Annotated in this window: 19 protein-coding genes; 12 read left to right on the plus strand and 7 right to left on the minus strand. The window is 71.6% G+C overall.

Features of this window, described 5'->3' with window-relative positions; translation table 11 throughout:
* Positions 1–27: 27 nt before the first annotated feature.
* Positions 28–870 (minus strand): siderophore-interacting protein, encoded by an 843-nt coding sequence (locus tag ACIBB8_RS19375; RefSeq protein ID WP_398953613.1) that lies wholly within the window; start codon positions 868–870, stop codon positions 28–30.
* A gap of 46 nt (positions 871–916) precedes the next feature.
* On the minus strand, positions 917–1,825 hold the full coding sequence (locus ACIBB8_RS19380) for a 5'-3' exonuclease H3TH domain-containing protein (protein ID WP_398953669.1): 909 nt from the start codon (positions 1,823–1,825) through the stop codon (positions 917–919).
* Positions 1,826–2,112: 287 nt separating this feature from the next.
* Here ACIBB8_RS19380 and ACIBB8_RS19385 point away from each other — a divergent pair, with 287 nt between their 5' ends.
* From ACIBB8_RS19385 to ACIBB8_RS19400, 4 genes are all read left to right on the plus strand, one after another.
* The gene (locus ACIBB8_RS19385; RefSeq protein ID WP_398953615.1) at positions 2,113–3,180 is read left to right on the plus strand and encodes a glycine betaine/L-proline ABC transporter ATP-binding protein; all 1,068 of its coding nucleotides are present in this window, start codon (positions 2,113–2,115) and stop codon (positions 3,178–3,180) included.
* Positions 3,173–4,972: an ABC transporter permease/substrate binding protein gene (locus tag ACIBB8_RS19390; protein WP_398953617.1), complete on the plus strand. Its 1,800-nt coding sequence runs from the start codon at positions 3,173–3,175 to the stop codon at positions 4,970–4,972. Before ACIBB8_RS19385 ends, ACIBB8_RS19390 begins: the two co-directional genes overlap by 8 nt.
* Positions 4,973–5,283: 311 nt before the next feature.
* Entirely contained in the window at positions 5,284–5,829 is a 546-nt protein-coding gene (locus ACIBB8_RS19395) for a helix-turn-helix domain-containing protein (protein WP_398953619.1), read from the plus strand.
* A 13-nt stretch (positions 5,830–5,842) separates the two neighbouring features.
* Positions 5,843–6,556, plus strand: a complete 714-nt coding sequence (locus tag ACIBB8_RS19400; RefSeq protein ID WP_398953672.1) for a helical backbone metal receptor — start codon at positions 5,843–5,845, stop codon at positions 6,554–6,556.
* Here the strand turns inward: ACIBB8_RS19400 and ACIBB8_RS19405 are convergent.
* Positions 6,495–7,649, minus strand: a complete 1,155-nt coding sequence (locus tag ACIBB8_RS19405) for a TDT family transporter (RefSeq protein ID WP_398953621.1) — start codon at positions 7,647–7,649, stop codon at positions 6,495–6,497. The genes ACIBB8_RS19400 and ACIBB8_RS19405 overlap by 62 nt on opposite strands.
* Before the next feature lie 70 nt (positions 7,650–7,719).
* Here ACIBB8_RS19405 and ACIBB8_RS19410 point away from each other — a divergent pair, with 70 nt between their 5' ends.
* The gene (locus ACIBB8_RS19410) at positions 7,720–8,649 is read left to right on the plus strand and encodes a LysR family transcriptional regulator (protein ID WP_398953623.1); all 930 of its coding nucleotides are present in this window, start codon (positions 7,720–7,722) and stop codon (positions 8,647–8,649) included.
* A gap of 19 nt (positions 8,650–8,668) precedes the next feature.
* On the opposite strand, the gene ACIBB8_RS19415 is transcribed toward ACIBB8_RS19410, so the two are convergent.
* A complete protein-coding gene (locus ACIBB8_RS19415) occupies positions 8,669–9,364 on the minus strand; it encodes a gamma-glutamyl-gamma-aminobutyrate hydrolase family protein (RefSeq protein ID WP_398953625.1) in 696 nt (231 codons plus the stop codon).
* A 255-nt stretch (positions 9,365–9,619) separates the two neighbouring features.
* Positions 9,620–10,360, minus strand: a complete 741-nt coding sequence (locus tag ACIBB8_RS19420; protein ID WP_398953627.1) for a FadR/GntR family transcriptional regulator — start codon at positions 10,358–10,360, stop codon at positions 9,620–9,622.
* Positions 10,361–10,435: 75 nt separating this feature from the next.
* Here ACIBB8_RS19420 and ACIBB8_RS19425 point away from each other — a divergent pair, with 75 nt between their 5' ends.
* From ACIBB8_RS19425 to ACIBB8_RS19435, 3 genes are read left to right on the plus strand one after another with little or no spacing between them, the layout of a single operon-like run.
* On the plus strand, positions 10,436–11,797 hold the full coding sequence (locus ACIBB8_RS19425; RefSeq protein ID WP_398953629.1) for a glutamine synthetase family protein: 1,362 nt from the start codon (positions 10,436–10,438) through the stop codon (positions 11,795–11,797).
* An 8-nt stretch (positions 11,798–11,805) separates the two neighbouring features.
* Positions 11,806–13,179 (plus strand): aldehyde dehydrogenase family protein, encoded by a 1,374-nt coding sequence (locus ACIBB8_RS19430; RefSeq protein WP_398953631.1) that lies wholly within the window; start codon positions 11,806–11,808, stop codon positions 13,177–13,179.
* Between the two features lie 6 nt (positions 13,180–13,185).
* The gene (locus tag ACIBB8_RS19435) at positions 13,186–13,974 is read left to right on the plus strand and encodes a 3-oxoacyl-ACP reductase (RefSeq protein WP_398953633.1); all 789 of its coding nucleotides are present in this window, start codon (positions 13,186–13,188) and stop codon (positions 13,972–13,974) included.
* A 237-nt stretch (positions 13,975–14,211) separates the two neighbouring features.
* Here the strand turns inward: ACIBB8_RS19435 and ACIBB8_RS19440 are convergent, their stop codons facing one another.
* Positions 14,212–15,414, minus strand: a complete 1,203-nt coding sequence (locus ACIBB8_RS19440; RefSeq protein ID WP_398953636.1) for an amino acid deaminase/aldolase — start codon at positions 15,412–15,414, stop codon at positions 14,212–14,214.
* A 548-nt stretch (positions 15,415–15,962) separates the two neighbouring features.
* Between ACIBB8_RS19440 and ACIBB8_RS19445 the strand changes: the two genes are divergently transcribed.
* The 3 genes from ACIBB8_RS19445 (at position 15,963) to ACIBB8_RS19455 (ending at position 19,154) form a co-directional block, all read left to right on the plus strand.
* Positions 15,963–16,838 carry a hypothetical protein gene (locus ACIBB8_RS19445; RefSeq protein ID WP_398953638.1) on the plus strand — a complete coding sequence of 292 codons (876 nt, stop codon included), beginning with the start codon at positions 15,963–15,965 and terminating at the stop codon, positions 16,836–16,838.
* Positions 16,835–18,040, plus strand: coding sequence for a type VII secretion-associated serine protease mycosin (gene mycP, locus ACIBB8_RS19450; protein WP_398953640.1), 1,206 nt, complete (start codon positions 16,835–16,837; stop codon positions 18,038–18,040). The genes ACIBB8_RS19445 and mycP overlap by 4 nt, the downstream gene beginning before the upstream one ends.
* Before the next feature lie 337 nt (positions 18,041–18,377).
* Entirely contained in the window at positions 18,378–19,154 is a 777-nt protein-coding gene (locus ACIBB8_RS19455; RefSeq protein WP_398953642.1) for an SseB family protein, read from the plus strand.
* Between the two features lie 187 nt (positions 19,155–19,341).
* Here ACIBB8_RS19455 and ACIBB8_RS19460 read toward each other — a convergent pair whose 3' ends face one another.
* Entirely contained in the window at positions 19,342–19,704 is a 363-nt protein-coding gene (locus ACIBB8_RS19460; protein ID WP_384367337.1) for a DUF1844 domain-containing protein, read from the minus strand.
* A 341-nt stretch (positions 19,705–20,045) separates the two neighbouring features.
* On the opposite strand from ACIBB8_RS19460, the gene infC reads away from it, so the two are divergent.
* Positions 20,046–20,759: a translation initiation factor IF-3 gene (infC, locus tag ACIBB8_RS19465; RefSeq protein ID WP_398953645.1), complete on the plus strand. Its 714-nt coding sequence runs from the start codon at positions 20,046–20,048 to the stop codon at positions 20,757–20,759.
* Positions 20,760–20,860: the final 101 nt, after the last annotated feature.

Raw genomic sequence — 20,860 nt, forward strand, 5'->3', positions numbered from 1 at the left:
CCACCACAGCTGCCGGGGCCAGGTGGCCTATGCGGCGCTCTCCTGCTCCCGCTCCACCTGCTCGTTCCACTCGCGCTTCACCGAGCGCCACGCGTCGTCGTTCTGGCCGAGGCGCCAGTAGCCGGAGATCGACAGCTGGGGCAGCGGGATCTGGCGGTCGAGCCGCAGATGGCGGCGGATCTCCTTCACGAAGCCCGCCTCGCCGTGCACGAACGCCTGCACCCGGCCCTCCGGGAACTCCAAAGACTTCACAGCCGCGGTCAGCGCCTCACCGACCGGGCGGTCGCCACGGTGCAGCCAGGTCAGCTCGACCCCGTCGGCCGTCACGATCTTCTGCTCCTCGGACGCGTCCGCCACTTCGATGTAGGCGTGCACCACCGCACCCACGGGCATCTGCTCCAGAGCCGCCGCGATCGCCGGCAGGGCGCTCTCGTCACCGGCCAGCAGGTGCCAGTCCGCTGACGCGTCGGGTCCGTAACCGCCGCCGGGACCCAGGAAGGTCACCTGGTCACCCGGAGCGGCGCGGAGCGCCCAGGGGCCCGCCAGGCCCTCATCGCCATGGACCACGAAGTCGATCGCCAGTTCCCGGGCGACCGGGTCCCAGGAGCGCACCGTGTAGGTACGGGTGGTCGGCCACAGTTCGCGCGGATACTCCTCGCGGATCCGGGCCATGTCGAACGGGTGCGCGTAGTCGGCGCCCTCGGGTGCGAAGCACAGTTTGACGTAGTGGTCGGTGAACCCGGACAGCGCGAAGCCGGCCAGGCCGTCACCGCCGAGCACCACCCGCACCATGTGCGGGGTGATCCGCTCGGTGCGCAGGACCTGGGCCCCCTGCGCCGAGGGTGCCTGTCGCGCCGGTCGTTCTGCCACGAGGTTCTCCCTGCTCCAAGTGCTTAGGCTTGCCTAAGCTAGCACCTCAGGTCCGGAGCGTGGAGAGCAACCGCTGCAGGGCACCGCCCAGTCCCCACCGGCCGGCCAGCGCTTCGAGGGCGGCGGGGTCGCGCGGCCCGGTGGGCAGCGCCGGATCGAAGGCGGGCAGCGGTACGTCACCCGCGACCCGGACCACGGCCGGCGCGACGGCCACGTAGTCCCGTGCCTCGTCGAGCCGCTTGCGCTGCGAGGGCGTCAGCTTCGCCGCCGGATCGTCCACCGCTGCCATGATCCCGGCCAGATCGCCGAAGGTGTCCAGCAGTTTCGCCGCCGTCTTCTCACCGATGCCCGGGACTCCCGGCAGCCCGTCGCTGGGGTCGCCGCGGAGCAGCGCCAGATCGGCATAGCCCGAGCCGTCCACCCCGTACTTCTCGCGCAGCCACGCCTCGTCCGTCAGCTGCAGCGAGCCGACCCCCTTCAGCGGGTAGAGGACCCGCACCTCACGGGCGTCGTCGACCAGCTGGTAGAGGTCCCGGTCGCCGGTCACGATGTCCACCGGGCCGGTGGCGAGACCGGTCAGCGTGCCGATCACGTCGTCCGCCTCGTAGCGCGCGACGCCGACCCGGGCGATTCCGAGCGCGTCGAGCACGTCCTCGATGATCGGGACCTGCGGCGCCAGTGTGTCGGGGGTCTCCTCCTCGTCGGGCAGCCCGTCGGCGGTCTCCACCGCGACCCGGTGCGCCTTGTACGACGGGATCAGTTCGACCCGCCAGTGCGGCCGCCAGTCCGCGTCCATGCAGGCCACCAGGTCGTCCGGCCGGTGGTCCTGGACGAGCCGCCCGATGAAGTCGAGCAGACCGCGCACGGCGTTCACCGGTGTGCCGTCCGGTGCGCGCACCGAATCGGGGACCCCGAAGTAGGCGCGGTAGTAGAGGGAAGCGGTGTCAAGGAGCATCAGGCGTCGCGTCACACCCCGATGATGCCGCACCGCACTGACACCGACCCGGAAGTGAACTGGATCACTGTTTTGTTTGGCACGGGTAAGTGCGGGCAGGCGCGCCATCGGAGCGGACCACGTCGCCATTTCCACCGCAGCGCGTGCCAAGCGGACCGAATCCGCGCCGCTCCACGGTCTGCCGGAGGGGGCGGCGGACCGTTTTCGGTTCAACGCGTGAGGTGTATGTGTCAAGGCTGCAAGCCGACCATCTGTACAAGGTGTTCGGCAGACGACCCGATCAAGCCGTGCAGAAGCTCGAGAGCGGCACGGACCGCGACGCGCTGCGCGCCGACGGAACGACCGCAGCGGTGATCGACGCCTCGTTCACCGTGGAACCGGGCCAGATCTTCGTCGTGATGGGTCTGTCCGGATCCGGAAAGTCCACGTTGCTGCGGATGCTCAACGGGCTGCTGGACCCCACAGCCGGACGCGTACTGTTCGACGGCCAGGACCTGACCGCCCTGAGTCCCCGCGAACTCCGCGCCGTACGCTCCTCGAAGATCAGCATGGTCTTCCAGCACTTCGCCCTGTTCCCGCACCGCAGCGTCCTGGAGAACGCTGCGTACGGCCTCGAAGTGCAGGGTGTGCCGCGCGCCGAGCGCGAGAAGCGCGCCGCCGAGGCACTGGAGCTGACCGGCCTCGCCGGCTGGGAGAAGTCCTGGCCGGACGAGCTGTCCGGCGGTATGCAGCAGCGCGTCGGCCTGGCCCGCGCCCTCGCCACCGACGCCGACCTGCTCCTGATGGACGAGTCGTTCAGCGCACTGGACCCGCTGATCCGCCGCGACATGCAGGACCAGCTGCTCGAACTGCAGAAGCGGCTGAAGAAGACCATCGTCTTCATCACCCACGACCTCAACGAGGCCATGCGCCTCGGCGACCGGATCGCCGTGATGCGGGACGGGAGGATCGTCCAGCTGGGTACCGCCGAGGACATCCTCGTCACCCCCGCCAACGACTACGTCGCCTCCTTCACCCAGGACGTCGACCGCTCCCGGGTGCTGACCGCGGGCGCCGTCATGGCCGAGCCGCACACCGCCATGGGCACCACGGGCGACGACGGCAAGGAACTCCGTACGCCCGACGACGTCCTCAGGGCGGCACCGGCCACGGTCTCCGAGTCCACGCCGATCATCGAGCTGTTCACGCCGTGCTCGCGCAGTGGTGTCGCGGTCGCCGTGACCGACGCCAGGGGCGAGCTCGTCGGGGTCGTACCCCGGTCCCGGCTGCTTGCCGTTCTCGGTGAACCGATGACCCCCATCGAGCTCCCGCAGGACGCCACGACCACCGAGAAGAAGGTGGCCGCCGATGTTTAGGCTCCCGCTCGGTGAATGGGTGGACCACGCGGTCGACTGGCTGCAGACCCACCTGACCTGGCTGTTCGACGCGATCAGCTCCGTCGTCGGCGGCATGTTCGACGGCATAGCCGCCGTCCTCTCCGCCCCCGCCCCGCTGCTCTTCGCGGGCATCGTCGCCGTCATCGCCTGGTGGCTGCGCGGTCTGCTCGCGGGTGTTCTCGCCTTCGTGGGCTTCGCGCTCATCGACTCGGTCGAGCTGTGGGACGAAGCGATGGACACCCTCACACTGGTGCTCGTCGCGACCATCGTCACGCTGGTCCTGGCCGTCCCGCTCGGCATCTGGGCGGCGCGCTCCAAAACGGTGTCCGCGGTGATCCGGCCGGTCCTCGACTTCATGCAGACCATGCCCGCCATGGTCTATCTGATCCCCGGTGTCATCTTCTTCGGCGTCGGCGTCGTGCCCGGCATCATCGCCACCATCATCTTCGCGCTGCCCCCGGGCGTCCGGATGACCGAGCTCGGTATCCGCCAGGTCGACACTGAACTCGTCGAGGCGGCCGAGGCCTTCGGCACCACCTCGCGCAACACCCTGCTGCGGGTGCAGCTGCCGCTCGCCCTGCCCACGATGATGGCGGGCATCAACCAGGTCATCATGCTCGGCCTGTCCATGGTGGTCATCGCCGGCATGGTCGGCGGCGGCGGCCTCGGCGGCTCCGTCTACCGCGCCATCGGCAACGTCGATGTCGGCCTCGGCTTCGAGGCGGGCATCTCCATCGTCATCCTGGCGATGTATCTGGACCGGATGACCAGCGCGCTGGGCCGCGAGGTCTCCCCGCTGGGCCGACGCGCCCTCGCCAAGGCCCAGTCGGTGGCCGGCGGACTGAAGATCTGGAACCACCGTCCGCAGCCCGCCGTCGCGGTCGTCGGCGTCGTCGTCCTCGCACTCGTCGCCGGTGGCATGGGCATCTTCGGCTCGTCGAAGCAGGACACCGGTGCCGCCGACGCATTGAACGTCGGCAAGGGCCAGAAGATCAGCATGGGATACATCCCGTGGGACGAGGGCATCGCCTCCACCTTCCTCTGGAAGGAGCTGCTGGAGGAGCGCGGCTTCGAGGTCGACGTGAAACAGTACGAGGCCGGCGCGCTCTACACCGGTATGGCGAACGGCCAGATCGACTTCGAGACCGACTCCTGGCTCCCGGTCACCCATGCCACGTACTGGGAGAAGTACCGGGACCGCCTGGATGACATGGGCTCCTGGTACGGCCCCACCTCCCTGGAGCTGGCCGTCCCCTCGTACGTGAAGGGCGTCGACTCGCTCGACGACCTCAAGGGCAGGGCGGCCGACTTCAAGGGCCGCGTCGTCGGTATCGAGCCGAGCGCCGGTGAGACCGGGCTGCTCAAGGACAAGATCCTGCCGGGGTACGGCCTCGACAAGGAGTACAAGGTCGTCGACGGCTCCACACCCTCGATGCTCGCCGAGCTGAAGCGCGCGTACGCCAAGAAGGAACCGATCGTCGTCCCGCTCTGGTCGCCGCACTGGGCGTACAACCAGTACGACCTCACCAAGCTCAAGGACCCCAAGAACCTCTGGGGCAAGGGCGACGGCATCCACACCCTGACCCGCAAGGGTTTCTCCGACGACAACCCGCTTGTCGGCAGCTGGCTGAAGAACTTCAAGATGACCGAGGACCAGCTCACCAGTCTTGAGGCGAAGATCCAGACGACCGGCAAGGGCAAGGAGCAGGACGCGGTCCGCGCCTGGCTGAAGGAGAACCCGGGCTTCGCCGACAAGATGACGCCCCAGTAGGGTCTGAAGCACCGTGAAGGGGTGGCACCGCCGGTCGGCGGTGCCACCCCTCCCGGCTGTTCCGGCATTCATTTACCGGCCGTCCTTGCCCGGCGTTGTGCGTAACGGCCTTCCCTACGGTCGGGAGTGGGTCAGCGAGCGGCGTCATGCGGCTGCGACGGCAAGGCGGAGGACGGAGTCGGCGCACAGTGTCGGTGACTGACGGCGACGCGGCAAGCGGAGTCGCAGGGCGTCGGGGCCCACTCCCTGTCGCGGGGGAGGCCGTAAGGTGCTGGCAGCCGGAAGGATGACGAGTCGGGAGGGAGCCGGACATGGACGACAAGGACACACTCCGCGTGGGCGCCGCGGTTCGCCGACGACGCAGAACTCTGGGGCTGACACTGGCCGCGGTCGCCAGCCGCAGCGGCCTGTCCGTGCCGTTCCTCAGCCAGATCGAGAACGAGCGGGCCCGGCCCAGCGCCAGGTCGCTGGACCGGGTGGCCGACGCCCTGGAGACCACCACGGCACGGCTGCGCGCCGCCGCGGACTCGGCGCGCGCCGTCGACGTGGTCCGCGCGGGCGAGGGCGACGGGGTTCGCAGAGTGGTGCGCGGGCGGCACCAGCTCAGCGCGCTGGAGTTCACCGGCGAGATAGATCTCGGGCGGGAGTTCCAGCACCGCAACGACGAGGTGATGTACGTCGTGGAGGGCGCCGCCGAGGTGGAGGCGGAGGGGCAGGCGTACCGGCTGGAGCGCGGCGACACGCTGTTCCTGTCGGGCGGGGTACGGCACCGCTGGCGGGCCACGATGCCGGGCACCCGGCTGCTGGTCGTCGCGGTCGCCGAGCACATCGACGCCACGAACGACCCGAGGCGCTGAGACGCCGGTGTCCGTGGAACGTGTCGTCTCCCTCGTCCCGTCGCTCACCGAGGCCGTCGCCGCCACCGCCCCCGGCCTCCTCGTCGGCGTCACCGACTGGTGCACCCATCCGGCGGGTCTGACCGCTGCACGCATCGGCGGCACCAAGAACCCCGATGTGGCCGCGGTCCTCGCGCTCCGCCCCGATCTCGTCCTCGCCAACGAGGAGGAGAACCGCGCACCCGACCTCGCCGCGCTCCGGGCGGCCGGGATCACGGTCCTCGTCACCGAGATCCGCACCCTCGACCAGGCCTTCACCGAACTGCACCGGGCCCTGGTGACCGGCTGCGGGCTGGACCGGCCCGACTGGCTCGACGCGGCCGTGGCCGCCTGGGCTGCGCTCCCGCCGCCCGCCTCCGTACCGCGCCGCGCCATCGTGCCGATCTGGCGCCGGCCCTGGATGGTGCTCGGACGCGACACCTTCGCCGGTGATCTGCTCGCCCGGCTGGGCGTGCGGAACGTGTACGCAGACCACGCCGACCGCTACCCGCGCATTTCGCTCGATGAGCTCAACGCGACCGGCGCCGACCTGGTCGTGCTGCCCGACGAGCCGTACCGCTTCACCGCCACCGACGGCCCCGAGGCGTTTCCCGCGCTGCCCGCCGCACTCGTCGACGGGCGGTATCTCACGTGGTACGGACCGTCACTGGCTGCGGCGCCTGCGGCGCTGCGAGCAGCGCTCCGCTGAACAGTCCGCGCAGCGTACGGACCCCGGCCACGGCCCAGGCCGTCACCAGCAGCACGTACAGTGCGACGGCCAGCCAGGTGAACGCCGTCAGACCGGTGTGCCGGGCCAGCCCCGCGGCGCCCGTGACACATGTGCCGACCGGGAAGGTGAAGCCCCACCAGGTCATGCTGAACGTCATGCCGCCCCGTGCCGCGCGCACCACCATCGATGCGGCCAGCGCCAGCCACAGGAGCGCGAATCCCATCACCGGCACTCCGTACAGCACGGCGAACGCCCCGAGCGCGGAGGCGTACGGCGCCCCGATCGCCCCCGGCGCCACATTGGCGAGCTGACCGACCGCGGTGGTCGACTGGCCCAGCGGACCGAGGACCAGGAACAGCGTGGGGGTCAGGGCGAGGGGCAGCGGACCGTGGTGGACGAGCCGCGCGAAGATCAGCGGCAGCATCACCAGTGTCGCCAGCAGGCTCAGTCCGAACATCGCGTAGCAGGCCAGCAGCATCGCCTCCTGCCACTGACCGGAAGGCAGCTCCGGCACCAGCAGCGGACCGAGCGCCGCGGAGACCATCGGCGGCACCACCGGCAGCAGCCAGACCGGCGACGCGGTCCCGGGCGCCGGACGGTGGCGTACGACCATCAGATACGGGATCGCGACCGCGACGGTCAGGCCGATCGCCGTGCCCGCGCTGTAGAGCACCACGTCCACGGCGAGCGCGGCTCGATCCCCGAGAACATCCCGGCCGACCACCATGGTGGAGCCGCCGACGGCCAGCAGCGCCATCGAGAGGCAGCCGTAGAACGGGGCGACGGCCGGGTCGAGGAGATGGGCGCGCGCCTGGTCGCGGTGGGCGGACCAGTGCCCGGCGCGGGCGGCGAGAACCGCCACGAGCAGCACCGCCGCGAGCGCCCACACCACCGTGCAGGCCGCCCGCAGCCCGGGCACGTGCACGGGAAGCGCCGCGCCCGCGCTGGCCACGATGGCCGTGCCCATGACCGTCGCGTACCAGTTGGGGCCGAGGTACTGCAGAGAAGGAAGCCGCACAGCGGCGGAGTGCGGGGCGCTCGTCCGTGCGCGGGTCTGGGGAAAGATGGCCATGCCACGATCTTTGTTCCGGAGGCCGTCCCCCACCAGGGAGCTTGTCCCTATGAGGTCATAAGCTGACTTTATGTCCAGCGACGCGCCCGCACCCGTTCTCCTGTCCCACCGGGTCCCGGACCTCGGAGCGCTGGAGCTGCTGCTCGCCGTCGCCCGGCACGGCAGCCTGGGACGCGCGGCACGGGACGTCGGCATCACCCAGCCCGCCGCCAGCAGCCGCATCCGGTCGATGGAGCGACAACTCGGTGTGGCCCTCCTCGACCGGTCGCCGCGCGGCTCCCGGCTCACTGACGCGGGCGCGCTCGTCACCGACTGGGCGCGCCGGATCGTCGAGGCCGCCGAGGCGTTCGATGTGGGCGCGCAGGCGCTGCGCGACCGGCGCGACTCGCGGCTGCGGGTCGCCGCCTCCATGACCATCGCCGAATATCTGCTGCCGGGCTGGCTGATCGCCCTGCGCGGCGAACGGCCGGGCACCGCGGTCTCGCTCCTCGCGGGCAACTCGGCGGCGGTCGCGGAGCGGCTGCTCGCCGGCGCGGCCGACCTCGGATTCGTGGAGGGGCTGTCCATACCGGAGGGCCTCGACGGCACGGTCATCGCGCACGACCGCCTCGTTGTCGTGGTGGCCCCGTCCCATGCCTGGGCCCGCCGCCGCACACCGCTGACCCCGCAGGAACTGGCCGCGACCCCACTGATCCTGCGCGAGCGCGGCTCCGGCACCCGGCAGGTCCTGGACGCGGCACTGGCCGCGCACGGCGGGCTGGCGCAGCCACTGCTCGAACTCTCCTCGACGACAGCGGTGAAGGGCGCGGCGGAGAGCGGTGCGGGACCGTGCGTCCTGAGCGAACTGGCACTGGGGGAGGAGCTGTCCTCGCGGCGGCTGGTGAAAATCCCGGTGGCAGGGGTACGGCTCCGACGCCAACTGAGGGCGGTTTGGCCTTCGGGGCACCGTCCCACGGGCCCGGCCCGCGACCTGCTCGCGCTGACCGCGCGCGAGGCGTAGCCCGCCGATCGGCGCACGGTCAGCCCCGCATCGACGCCGCCACCAGTGCCCGCATCACCCGCAGGTCGTCCCCCATCTCCGGATGCCACTGCACCCCCAGCGCCCACCGGGCCCCCGGCAGTTCGACCGCCTCCACCGTGCCGTCCGCCGCGTGGGCGGACGCGACCAGGTCCGGGGCGAGCACGTCCACGGCCTGGTGGTGGTAGGTCGGTACGGAGGACTCCTCGGGCACGATCGACGCGTAGCGCGTCCCCGGGACCGGCGTCACGAGGTGCTCGCCGAAGGCCCCGGCCGCGCCCAGCGGGTTGGTGTGCCCGTCCAGGTGCTGGATGAGGGTGCCGCCGAACGCCACGTTCAGCAGCTGCATGCCGCGGCAGATGCCGAGCAACGGCGTACCGGACTCCAGCGCGGCACCGATCAGGGCCAGCTCCCACGCGTCGCGTTCCCGGGCCGGGGGACCGGTCCTGGCATCGCGCTCCGCGCCGTAGCGTACGGGCTCGACGTCGGCGCCGCCCGCGACGACGAGACCGTCCAGCCGGGCCACGGCGGCCGCCGCCCGTGCCGGGTCGTCCGGCGACAGCAGGGCGGCGAGGCCGCCGGAGCGCTGGACCAGTCGCGGATAGGCGGACGGGAGCAGGGCAGCGGGGAGCTCCCAGACGCCCCAGCGGGCGACCGGCTCCAAGTAGGTGGTGACGCCGATGAGCGGTACGGACATGGCGGGGCCCTCCGGTCGGCCGCCTGCGGGCGGACCCGGTTTAGAGTGCCTGGCAGTAGGCTTCGCGGCGTCGCGGGGCTGGGGCACGCATCTGCGGCGTTGTCGTCAATCACCAACGCTCCGCGTTGGCTCAATCCTCCGCCTTGCGAAGCACGCACCCCGGCCCCGCTCCTTCACCCGCGCTGCCTACTGCCAGGCACTACTTAATGGTGCTGAGAAATACCTTTGCGTTCCAGTGGGCTGCCGCGCAAGCGGTCAGGCCAGGAATCCGCGCAGCAGCGCCGCCGTGCCCGCGCAGTGTTCGCGCATCAGGGCCCGGGCCGCCTCGGCGTCCCCGTCGAGCACCGCTTCGACGAGCGCGGTGTGCTGATGCTGTGAGTGCTCAAGGTTCCGCACGAGCAGCGGTATGCAGTCCAGCAGGTCGTTCACCGTCGCCCGGACGGCCGCGTACTGCGCGGCCAGCGTGGCGGATCCGGACAGTTCCGCGAGTGTCAGGTGCAGGAGCGTGTCGCGCCTGCGGTAGTCGGGCAGAGGTGCATCGTGTGTCGCAGCCAGAGCCGTACGCAGTCGTTCCGCGTCCTCGTCGGTCAACCCGTGCATGGCGCACAGCTCGACCGCCCCGGTCTCCAGCACCTCGCGGAAGCGCAGGACGTCCTCGACGTCGACGGCCGCCACCCGGCGGCGCAGCTCGTCCTCGCCGGGGCTGCCGGTGCGCGGGAGCACGAACGTACCGCCGTACCTCCCGCGTCTGCTCTCCACCAGCCCCTGGTCCTGCAGCACTTTCAGGACCTCCCGCAGGGTGACGCGGCTGATCCCGAGCCGCTCGGCGAGCTCGCGCTCCGCGGGCAGCCGCTCGCCACCCGGCACCAGGCCGAGCCTGACCACCTGCAGGATCTGTTCGAGTGCTTCCTCGAAGCCGTTCCCCGCCCGCACGGGCCGCAGGACAGGCCGCAGCGCCGGCTGCGCTCCCTCGATGGGCTCGCTTCCCTCCGCCACGTCCCGGCTCCCCTTCCCAACAATGGTTCTCACCCCTACCTTATGACTTCCGGCTGACCGAAGGAGGATCTTCCCGTGGCAGACCGCACACCCCCGCTCGCGGTCGAGGAGCTACGGCTTCTCGTCGAGAGCGGTGAGATCGACACCGTCGTCCTTGCCTTCCCCGACATGCAGGGGCGGCTGCAGGGCAAGCGGTTCGCCGCCGCCTTCTTCCTCGAAGAGGTCATGGAGCACGGCACCGAGGGGTGCAACTACCTGCTCGCCGTCGACACCGACATGAACACCGTCGACGGCTTCGCGATGTCCTCCTGGGAGCGCGGATACGGCGACTTCGCCATGCACGCCGACCTGACGACCCTGCGCCGGGTCCCCTGGAACGACGGCACGGCCATGGTCATCGCCGACCTCGCGTGGGAGGACGGCTCGCCCGTCGTCGCCGCCCCCCGCCAGATCCTCCGGCGTCAGCTGGAGCGCCTCGCCGAGCACGGTCTCACCGCCCAGGCGGGCACCGAGCTCGAATTCATCGTCTTCAAGGACACCTACGAACAGGCCTGGAACCGCAACTACCGCGATCTGACCCCCGCCAACCAGTACAACGTCGACTACTCGGTCCTCGGCACCGGCCGTATCGAGCCCCTGCTGCGCCGCATCCGCAACGAGATGGCGGCCGCGGGCCTGACCGTCGAGTCCGCCAAGGGCGAATGCAACCCAGGCCAGCACGAGATCGTGTTCCGTTACAGGGAGGCCCTGGTCACCTGCGACCAGCACGCCGTCTACAAGACCGGCGCCAAGGAGATCGCCGCCCAGGAGGGCGTCGCGCTCACCTTCATGGCCAAGTTCAACGAGCGTGAGGGCAACTCCTGCCACATCCACCTCTCCCTCCAGGACGCCGACGGACGCAACGTCATGGCAGGCGAACAGGGCGGCATGTCACCGGTGATGCGCCACTTCCTCGCCGGACAGCTCGCCGCCCTGCGCGACTTCTCCCTGCTTTACGCGCCGAACATCAACTCGTACAAACGCTTCCAGCCCGGCTCGTTCGCCCCGACCGCCGTCGCCTGGGGCCACGACAACCGCACCTGTGCCTTCCGCGTCGTCGGGCACGGCCGCTCGACGCGGTTCGAGAACAGGCTGCCCGGCGGTGACGTCAACCCGTACCTCGCCGTCGCCGGAATGATCGCCGCCGGCCTGCACGGCATCGAGCAGAAGCTCGAACTCCCCGATCCCTGCGAGGGCAACGCCTACACCGCCGCGTACGACCACGTTCCCACCACACTCCGCGAAGCCGCCGACCTCTGGGAGAAGAGCGACCTGGCCAGGGCGGCCTTCGGCGAGGACGTCGTCGCGCACTACCGCAACATGGCGCGCGTCGAACTCGAGGCCTTCGACGCCGCGGTGACCGACTGGGAGCTCCGACGCGCCTTCGAACGTCTGTGAGGCACAACGTGACCACCGAGATCACCGAGCACCTGGTTCTCGACCCCTCGACCGAGGAAGTCGTGGCGACCGTCCGGGCGACCACGGCCGCCGAGGTCGACGCGGCCGTCGTACGGGCAGCCGCCGCCCAACGCACCTGGGCGGCGATGGCCCCCGCCGACCGCGCCCGGCTGCTGCGCCGCTTCGCCGTCGTCGTCGACGAACACCGCGAGGAACTGGCCCGGCTGGAGGTCCGCGAGGCCGGTCACACCCTCGCCAACGCCCGCTGGGAGGCGGGCAACGTCCGCGATCTGCTCGACTACGCCGCCGGGGGAGTGGAGCGGCTGAGCGGCCGGCAGATCCCGGTCCCCGGCGGCGTCGACCTCACTCTGCTCGAACCCCTCGGTGTCGTCGGCGTGATCGCCCCGTGGAACTTCCCCATGCCGATCGCCGCCTGGGGCACCGCCCCCGCGCTCGCCGCGGGCAACGCCGTCATCCTCAAACCCGCCGAGACCACCCCGCTCACCGCACTGCGGCTCGCCCGGCTGGCCGTGCAAGCGGGCCTTCCCGAGCACCTCTTCCAGGTGCTGCCCGGCGCGGGCGACGTGGCGGGCAACGCCCTCGTCGAGCACCCCGGCGTCGCCAAGATCGTCTTCACCGGCTCCACCCGCGTCGGCAAACAGATCATGGCCAGGTGCGCCGCGCGCGTGAAGCGGCTGACCCTCGAACTCGGCGGCAAGAGCCCCAACATCGTCTTCGCCGACGCCGACATCGAGGCCGCCGCGGCCGCCGCCCCCATGGCGTTCCTCGACAACGCGGGCCAGGACTGCTGCGCCCGCACCCGCATCCTCGTCGAACGCTCCGTTTACGACCGCTTCCTCGGACTCCTCGCCCCCGCCGTCGCCTCGGTCGTCGTCGGCGACCCATCCGACGAGAAGACCCGGATGGGCCCGCTGATCTCCCGGACCCAGCTGGAACGCGTACGGTCGTACGTCCCCGAGGGCGCGAGCGCGATCCGCGGTATCGCCCCCGAAGGCCCCGGCTTCTGGTTCCCGCCCACCGTGCTGACCGATGCCGACCCGGACTCCCCGGTGGCCACCGAAGAGGTCTTCGGACCGGTCGCGGTCGTCCTGCCCTTCGAGGACGAAGCGGACGCCGTACGACTCGCGAACGCCACCGAGTACGGCCTCGCCGGCTCGCTCTGGACCCGTGACGTCGGCCGCGCGCTGCGCGTCTCCCAGGCGGTCCGGGCCGGGAACCTGTCCGTCAACTCCCATTCCAGCGTCCGCTACTGGACCCCGTTCGGCGGTTACAAGCAGTCCGGTCTCGGCCGGGAACTCGGCCCCGACGCCCTCACCGCGTTCACCGAAACCAAGAACGTCTTCATCAGCACGGAGGTCTGAACCGGCATGACCACAGACACCGAGAACATCTGCCGCCGCCTGGTCGGCCGCACCGCCGTCATCACCGGCGCCGGCAGCGGCATCGGCCTCGCCACCGCCCGCCGCCTGGCGTCCGAGGGCGCCCACGTCGTCTGCGCGGACATCGACGAGAACGCGGGCAAGGCCGCGGCCGACGAGGTGGGCGGCCTTTTCGTACGCACCGATGTCACCGACCCCGAACAGGTCGAGGCGCTCTTCAAGGCCGCCTACGACACCTACGGCTCCGTCGACATCGCCTTCAACAACGCGGGCATCTCGCCGCCCGACGACGACTCCATCCTCACCACCGAGCTCGAGGCATGGAAGCGCGTCCAGGACGTCAACCTCACCTCCGTCTACCTCTGTTGCAAGGCCGCCCTGCCCTACATGCGACGGCAGGGCCGCGGCTCGATCATCAACACCGCGTCCTTCGTGGCGATCATGGGGGCGGCCACCAGCCAGATCTCGTACACCGCGTCCAAGGGCGGCGTCCTCGCCATGTCCCGCGAGCTCGGTGTGCAGTTCGCCCGCGAAGGCATCCGGGTCAACGCACTCTGCCCCGGGCCGGTCAACACCCCGCTGCTCCAAGAGCTGTTCGCCAAGGACCCGGAGCGCGCGGCCCGCCGGCTGGTGCACATCCCGGTCGGTCGGTTCGCCGAGGCGACGGAGATCGCGGCCGCGGTCGCGTTCCTCGCCAGCGACGACTCCTCGTTCGTCAACGCCACCGACTTCCTCGTCGACGGCGGAATCTCCGGCGCGTACGTCACGCCCGTCTGATCCCGTCCGCTCCCGTACGGGACGACGCTCCGGGCAGGCGCCCGCGTACTCCTCAAGCAGCCTGTCCGGAGCCCCCGTTGACAGCGGAACTCCAGAGTGGAGGCATGGGCGACGCGCCCCCGCCCGGCCGGTATCCGGACGCCGTCGCACCGGGGTACCGACCGAGGGCGGGACGGCACCGCATGGACCGCCCACACCCACCCGGACGCCGCCGCACGCCCCGCCTCGGCCGACAGGTCAGAGGAACGTCTGCCCCTCGCCCCGGTACGTCGGCACCGCCGCCGTCACCCGGTCGCCCTCGATCAGCTGCAGCTCGTCGAAACGCTCGCACAGCTCACCGGCCTTCGCGTGCCGGAACCACACCTTGTCGCCGATCAGCAGATCGTCGGCCGGGGCGCCGAGCAGCGGCGTCTGCACCTCGCCCGGACCCTCCTGCGGGTCGTAGCGCAGCCCCTCCGGCAGATACGGGACAGGCAGCCGGTCCGCACCCGCGGCCCCTGATGCCGGGTAGCCGCCGCCGAGCACCGTCACCACACCCACGCCGGGCCGCCGCACCACGGGCTGCGCGAACAGCGCCGCCGGGCGGGCGGTGAACGACCTGTAGTTGTCGAACAGACGCGGTCCATAGAGCCCCGACCCGGCCGCGATCTCGGTCACCGCGGACTCCGCCGCCGTGTGCTGCACGCTGCCCGTACCGCCGCCGTTCACAAACTCCAGGTCCGGCGCCACCGCGCGCACCGCCCGGACCGCCTCCGCCCGGCGGGCCGCCAGCTCCTTGCGGGACGTCGCCTGCATCAGCCGGATCGCCCGGGACCGCAACGGCCGGCCCGCGACCGCGTCCCCGACCCCGGCGATGTGCCCCTCGTACGCCATCAGACCGACCAGCCGGAAACCGGGCCTGCGCGCCACCGAGCGCGCCAGCTCCGCCAGCTGGGCGGGGGAGCGCAACGGCGAACGCCGCGCCCCGATCCTGACCCGGCCGCCGAGCAGTTGCAGCGAGGTGTCCAGCTCCAGACAGACCCGGATCTCCTCCTGGCCACCGGCCCGCGCCGCGTCGATCAAGTCCAGCTGTGCCTGGTCGTCCACCATCACGGTCACGGCGGCGGCGAGCTTCGGGTCGGCGGCCAGCTCGGCGAAGGCGGACCGGTCGGCCGACGGGTAGGCCAACAGGACGTCGTCGAACCCGGCCCGGGCCAGCCACAGCGACTCGGCCAGTGTGAACGACATGATCCCGGCGAAGCCCGGCCGTGCGAGCACCCGCTCCAGCAGGATCCGGCAGCGCACCGACTTGCTCGCGACCCGGACCGGCTTACCCGCTGCCCGACGGACGAGATCGTCGGCGTTCGCGTCGAAGGCGTCCAGATCGACGACAGCGATCGGGGCGTCGAGGTGGGCGGTGGCCCGGTCGTAGCGGGTCCGGTCAGCGGCGCGGGCAGTCATGGCCGCAGCTTGTCAGACGCCACTACCGCTGGGTAGGGGGACGATCCGGGCAGATCCCAAGGGGCAGCGGCGCCCCGCTCCCACCCGACCCCTCCCAGCCCGTAGAGTGACGGGCACGCGGTCACCAACGGGCCTGCCTGTGAAGGTGATCCGCGAGCGGTACGGAACGTGGACCAGGGGGGCGGATGAGTACCGAGGCGCAGCGCGCTCCCGTGCCGCCCCGCCCGACGACGCCGCCCCGCCCGGCCGGACCCCCGGACGAGCCGGGCCGCACGGCGGAGCCGTCGGCCCCGGCCCTGCCCACAGCGCCCCCGGCCCAGGCGATCCCGGGCCCGGATCCGGCGCAGCACCCCGTTCCACTGCAGAGCCAGAACCAGAACCGGACCGAGAGCCGGCCCCAGAACCCGGTCCCGGAGCAGAGGCCCGTGGAGACGACCACTCGGCTCCGTCCCGTGAGCCCGATGGCCGCCCCCGCCCCCGCCCCGGCACCCCCTCCGCCCCGCCCCGAGGCGCCGCCCGCCGCTACCCGCCGTCGACCAGTCGGCGCCGTGGATCTCACACCGCGGCCCGGCGCGATACCGCCCCCGCCGTACCCGGGCGGTCATCTCCCGTACCCCGCTCCCGAGACGCCCGCCGAGACCACCAGCCGGCTGCGCCCCGTCCCTGCCCGTCACCCGGCCAGGGCCGCGGCCGCCGCGGCCTGTGTCGTGCTCGGGCTCGGGCTGATCGGCGGTGCGGTCGCCGGGGCCTACCTCACCAGCGAGTCCCCTGCCGATCCCGGCGCCCGTGACTCCTACGTCACCGGTCGCACCGCCTGGCGTGACATCCCCGTGGACACCCTTTTCCCGCGCACCCTCAAGGGCGAAGGCGCGGGTCCCGGCGGTGCGGACCGGGTCTGGACCCGGATCGGCGTCGCCCCGGACAGCGGCTGCACGAGCGGGCTCGACCCCCTGCTCCTCAAGGCGCTCCGACCGGTCGGCTGCGAACGGCTGCTGCGAGCCACGTACGCCGACGCCACGTCCAGCAGCGTCACCACGGTCGGCATGGTCTTCACCGAGGGCGGAACGGACGAGATGAGGGCGCTGAGCACTCGCTTCACCGACCAGCACCTCGACATCCGCACCGACCTCATGCCCCGTACGTACGCCGTCAAGGGCACCGCTGCCGCCGGGTTCGGCGACGGACAGCGCGCCACCTGGACCGTCCATGTGCTGACCGAGGTACCGGTCGTCGTGTTCGCTGTCTCCGGCTTCGCCGACGGGCGTACGGTCACCCACCCGCAGCCCGTCGCCAAGACGCTGGCCGCAGACTCCACGGCGGCCGCGGCGCAGGCAGGTCTCGGTCATGAGGCCAAGGGCATCGCCGACCGGATCGAGCGCGGGCTGCGCCGCACCGTCACCGACCTCTCGGAGAAGCCGCGATGAGCAGCCGACGCCGTCACCGCCGCGCACTCGGCGCAGTCTGCGCCGCCACCGCGTTCGCGCTGCTGCCCGCCGTCCCCGCCCGCGCGGACACGATCCGGCCCCAGCAGTGGGGCCTCCAGGCGCTCCACACCGACCGGGCCTGGCAGACCACCAGGGGCAAGGGGATCACGGTCGCCGTCGTCGACACCGGGGTCGACGGCAGCCTCCCCGACCTGGCGGGCCAGGTGCTGCCCGGCAAGGACATGATCGGTTTCGGCGCGGGGCGCGGCGACCGTTCCTGGGCCCGGCACGGCACCGCGATGGCCGGCATCATCGCGGGCCACGGTCACGGCGTCGGCCGCGGCGACGGGGTGCTCGGCATCGCCCCGGAGGCGAAGATCCTTCCGGTCCGGGTGATCCTCGAAGCCTCCGACCCGTCCCGTGCCAAAGCCCGCGAGTCCCGCGGTACGGCCCTGGCCGACGGCATCCGCTGGGCCGCCGACCACGGCGCCGACGTCATCAACCTCTCCCTCGGCGACGACAGCGAGTCCGCGCACCCCGAGGGCGGTGAGGACGCCGCCATCCAGTACGCGCTGAAGAAGGGCGCCGTCGTCGTCGCGTCGGCGGGCAACGGGGGCGAGAAGGGCGACCACATCTCGTATCCCGCCGCCTACCCCGGTGTGATCGCGGTCGCCGCCGTCGACCGGTACGGCACGCACGCGGCGTTCTCCACCCGCCGCTGGTACGCCACCGTCAGCGCCCCCGGCGTCGACATTGTCGTCCCGTCCCCCGACCGTCACTACTACATCGAGTGGGGCACCTCGGCCGCCGCGGCGTTCGTCTCCGGCGCGGTCGCGCTGGTCCGGGCCGCCCACCCGGGGCTGTCGCCCGCCCAGGTCAAGAAGCTCCTCATGGACACCGCGCGCGACTCCCCCGAGGGCGGCCGCGACGACTCCCGGGGCTACGGCATCGTCGACCCGGCTGCCGCGATCAAGGCGGGTGGCACGCTCAGCCCGCCCGGGATCAAAGCCGATTCGGCCGCGTCCGCCGACTCCGCGAAGGCCGGCTACAGCAAGCGGTACTTCGGCCCCGGCCCCACCTCGCGGCACGAGGGCGAAGCTCCCGTCGGCTGGCTCGCCCCGGTCGCGGGCGGCCTCGGAGCCGTACTGCTGGCGCTGGCCGTGCTGCTGTGGCGCGGCAGGAAGCCCTTCGCGCGCCGCTGAGCCCGAGCCGGGACACCCTCACCGCGCCTCGTCGAGCACCTTCACCACGGCCTTCGCGACGCGAGGGTCGGAGCCGGCGAGTCCGTGGCCGACGACGCGGGCGCCGTCGACGATACGGAGGCGACGGGGCGGGGCGTCGCATGCGAGGGCCGGCCCATCAGATACATGCCTCCCGCGGCCGAAGCTGCCGGCAGGACCACGGCCGTCATAGCGGCGGACAGCACAGATGTACGTACTTTCGGCATCGGCAGGGGCATGGAGCGGACGCCAGGACCTGGCAGACGGCTGTGGCGCACCTGAGGACATCGTGAGAAACCGCACCGACTACGCTCGCCCTGTGGCGATGAAGAACATTCCGGACCCCGGTTACTCCGACGACGACGGCACGGCCGACCCCGCACTCACCGCGGCGCTCGCCGCCTGGGCCGAGGACCGGACGGCCGTCGGCCCAGTCCTCGAAGCGCTCAAGGGAACCAGACTCCTGGTCCCCGTCGTCGCCGTCCTCGGAGAGGTGGAGGAGGACGAGGAGGACAGTCGCGAAGCGCCCGGCAAGGGTGGTGGTGGGCGACGGGTGGGCGGGCTGCGTCGCGAGAAGACGAGCGACATGGCCGTCCCCACCCTCCAGGCCGGTGACCGTCGCGCACTGCCCGCTTTTACCTCGACCGCCTCGCTGGCCCGCTGGGACCCGAAGGCCCGCCCCGTCGCCGTACCCCTGCACCAGGCTCTGCAGGCGGCCGCCCACGAGAAGGCGGATACGGTCGTGCTCGACCTCGCAGGTCCTGTGGCCTACGAACTGACCGGCTCCGCGCTGCTCGCCCTTGCCGAGGGCCGTACCAGCGCCGACCCGCTGGACGACCCGACGGTCACCTCCGCGGTACGCGACGCGGTCGCCGCCGAGCCCGCCGTGCTCCGTGCCCACCTCGTCCCGGGGCGGTCGGGCGGCACTCTCGCCCTGGTCCTGGCACCCGAAGCGGCCCCCGCCGAGACGGCCCGCCGGGTTGCGGAATCGCTCGCCGCCGACGAGGTCCTGCGGGCACGCCTGGTGCAGGGCCTGGACCTCGCGCTGCTTCCGGCCGACACGGTCGCGCCCGGTGAGCCCCTCTTCACACGCTGATCACCCGACCGGCCCGATGCGCGCGAACAGCCGCCCCGGGGGCGCGGTCGCGGCTCCGGTGGGACCAGTTGACCCACCCCGCCCCGGGGGTGTGCGGAGTTCAGCAGGGCGTGACGCGGGGATGCAGTGAGCCCCTGCCCGGACGGGCAGGGGCTCACGGTCGTGCGGAGGGGAGGAGAGGGGCGGCTCAGCCGAAGATGGGGCCGGTGTACTTCTCGCCGGGGCCCTGGCCCGGCTCGTCCGGTACCAGCGAGGCCTCGCGGAACGCCAGCTGCAGCGACTTCAGTCCGTCCCGCAGCGGCGCCGCGTGGAACGAGCTGATCTCCGTGGCGCTCGCGTCCAGCAGGCCGGCCAGGGCGTGGACCAGCTTGCGGGCCTCGTCGAGGTCCTTGTGCTCGTCGCCGTCCTCGGTGAGGCCGAGCTTCACGGCGGCCGCGCTCATCAGGTTGACGGCGACCGTCACGATCACCTCGACCGCGGGGACCTCGGCGATGTCGCGGGTCATGTCGTCGAAGCCGGGGGTTTCACTGCTGGGGGTCGCGTCACTCATGCGCCATACGATAGGCCCACGCCGGCCCGGCTCGGTCTGCGGGAGTGGGCTGCGGCAGCCGGTTAGCGCCCGCCCCGGCGAGCTGCTAGCCTGGTGTAACGACCGGCTGGGCAGCTATGAGCCCGGCCCACAAGTGGAGGCTCCGATCTCCCACCTGACCATCCTCCGGGACGGCAGGTCACCGGTCAGGTGGCGCCCATCGTTCCGTACGGACGATGGAGCCGCCCGATAGCCCCGCGGTTGGCCGCGGCGGTGTTCCGGTTTTCCAGGAGCCCCGCCTGTGTCCCGTCCGGGGCATTTTTCATGCACTGGTGCGGTTGGTCTCACGAAACAGACGTTACGTGGCTGTCCGCCAGGCGGCCGCGTGGTGCTACCGAGGAGGATCCATCAGCGCCGAGCCCCGCATCAACGACCGGATTCGCGTTCCCGAGGTGCGACTTGTCGGTCCCAGCGGCGAGCAGGTCGGGATTGTTCCGCTTGCCAAGGCCCTGGAACTCGCACAGGAGTACGACCTCGACCTGGTCGAGGTGGCGGCGACCGCCCGTCCGCCCGTGTGCAAGCTCATGGACTACGGGAAGTTCAAGTACGAGTCGGCCATGAAGGCCCGTGAGGCGCGCAAGAACCAGGCGCACACGGTCATCAAGGAGATGAAGCTCCGGCCGAAGATCGACCCGCACGACTATGACACCAAGAAGGGTCACGTCGTCCGGTTCCTCAAGCAGGGCGACAAGGTCAAGATCACGATCATGTTCCGTGGTCGTGAGCAGTCCCGCCCTGAGCTGGGCTTCCGTCTGCTCCAGCGTCTCGCTTCGGACGTCGAGGAACTCGGCTTCATCGAGTCGAACCCGAAGCAGGACGGCCGGAACATGATCATGGTTCTGGGCCCGCACAAGAAGAAGACCGAAGCCATGGCCGAGGCCCGTGAGGCCCAGGCCGCCCGCAAGGCGGGGCGTCAGGGTTCCACCCCGGACGCCGAGGCTGCTGCGGGCGAGGCTGCCCAGGCTCCGGCCGAAGCGCAGCCCGAGGCTTCGGCCGAGACACCTTCCGAGGCGTGACCTCAGGGGGCGCCATCCAGGCGGCCCCGGGTCCCCTCGGGATCCCCACCAAGATCTGACGCCCCTGCTGTCCGGTGCCTGCACCGCGAGGGGCGCCACTT

Origin of the sequence: Streptomyces sp. NPDC051286, assembly GCF_044455345.1 — a bacterium.
In the GTDB taxonomy this organism is placed as follows: domain Bacteria; phylum Actinomycetota; class Actinomycetes; order Streptomycetales; family Streptomycetaceae; genus Streptomyces.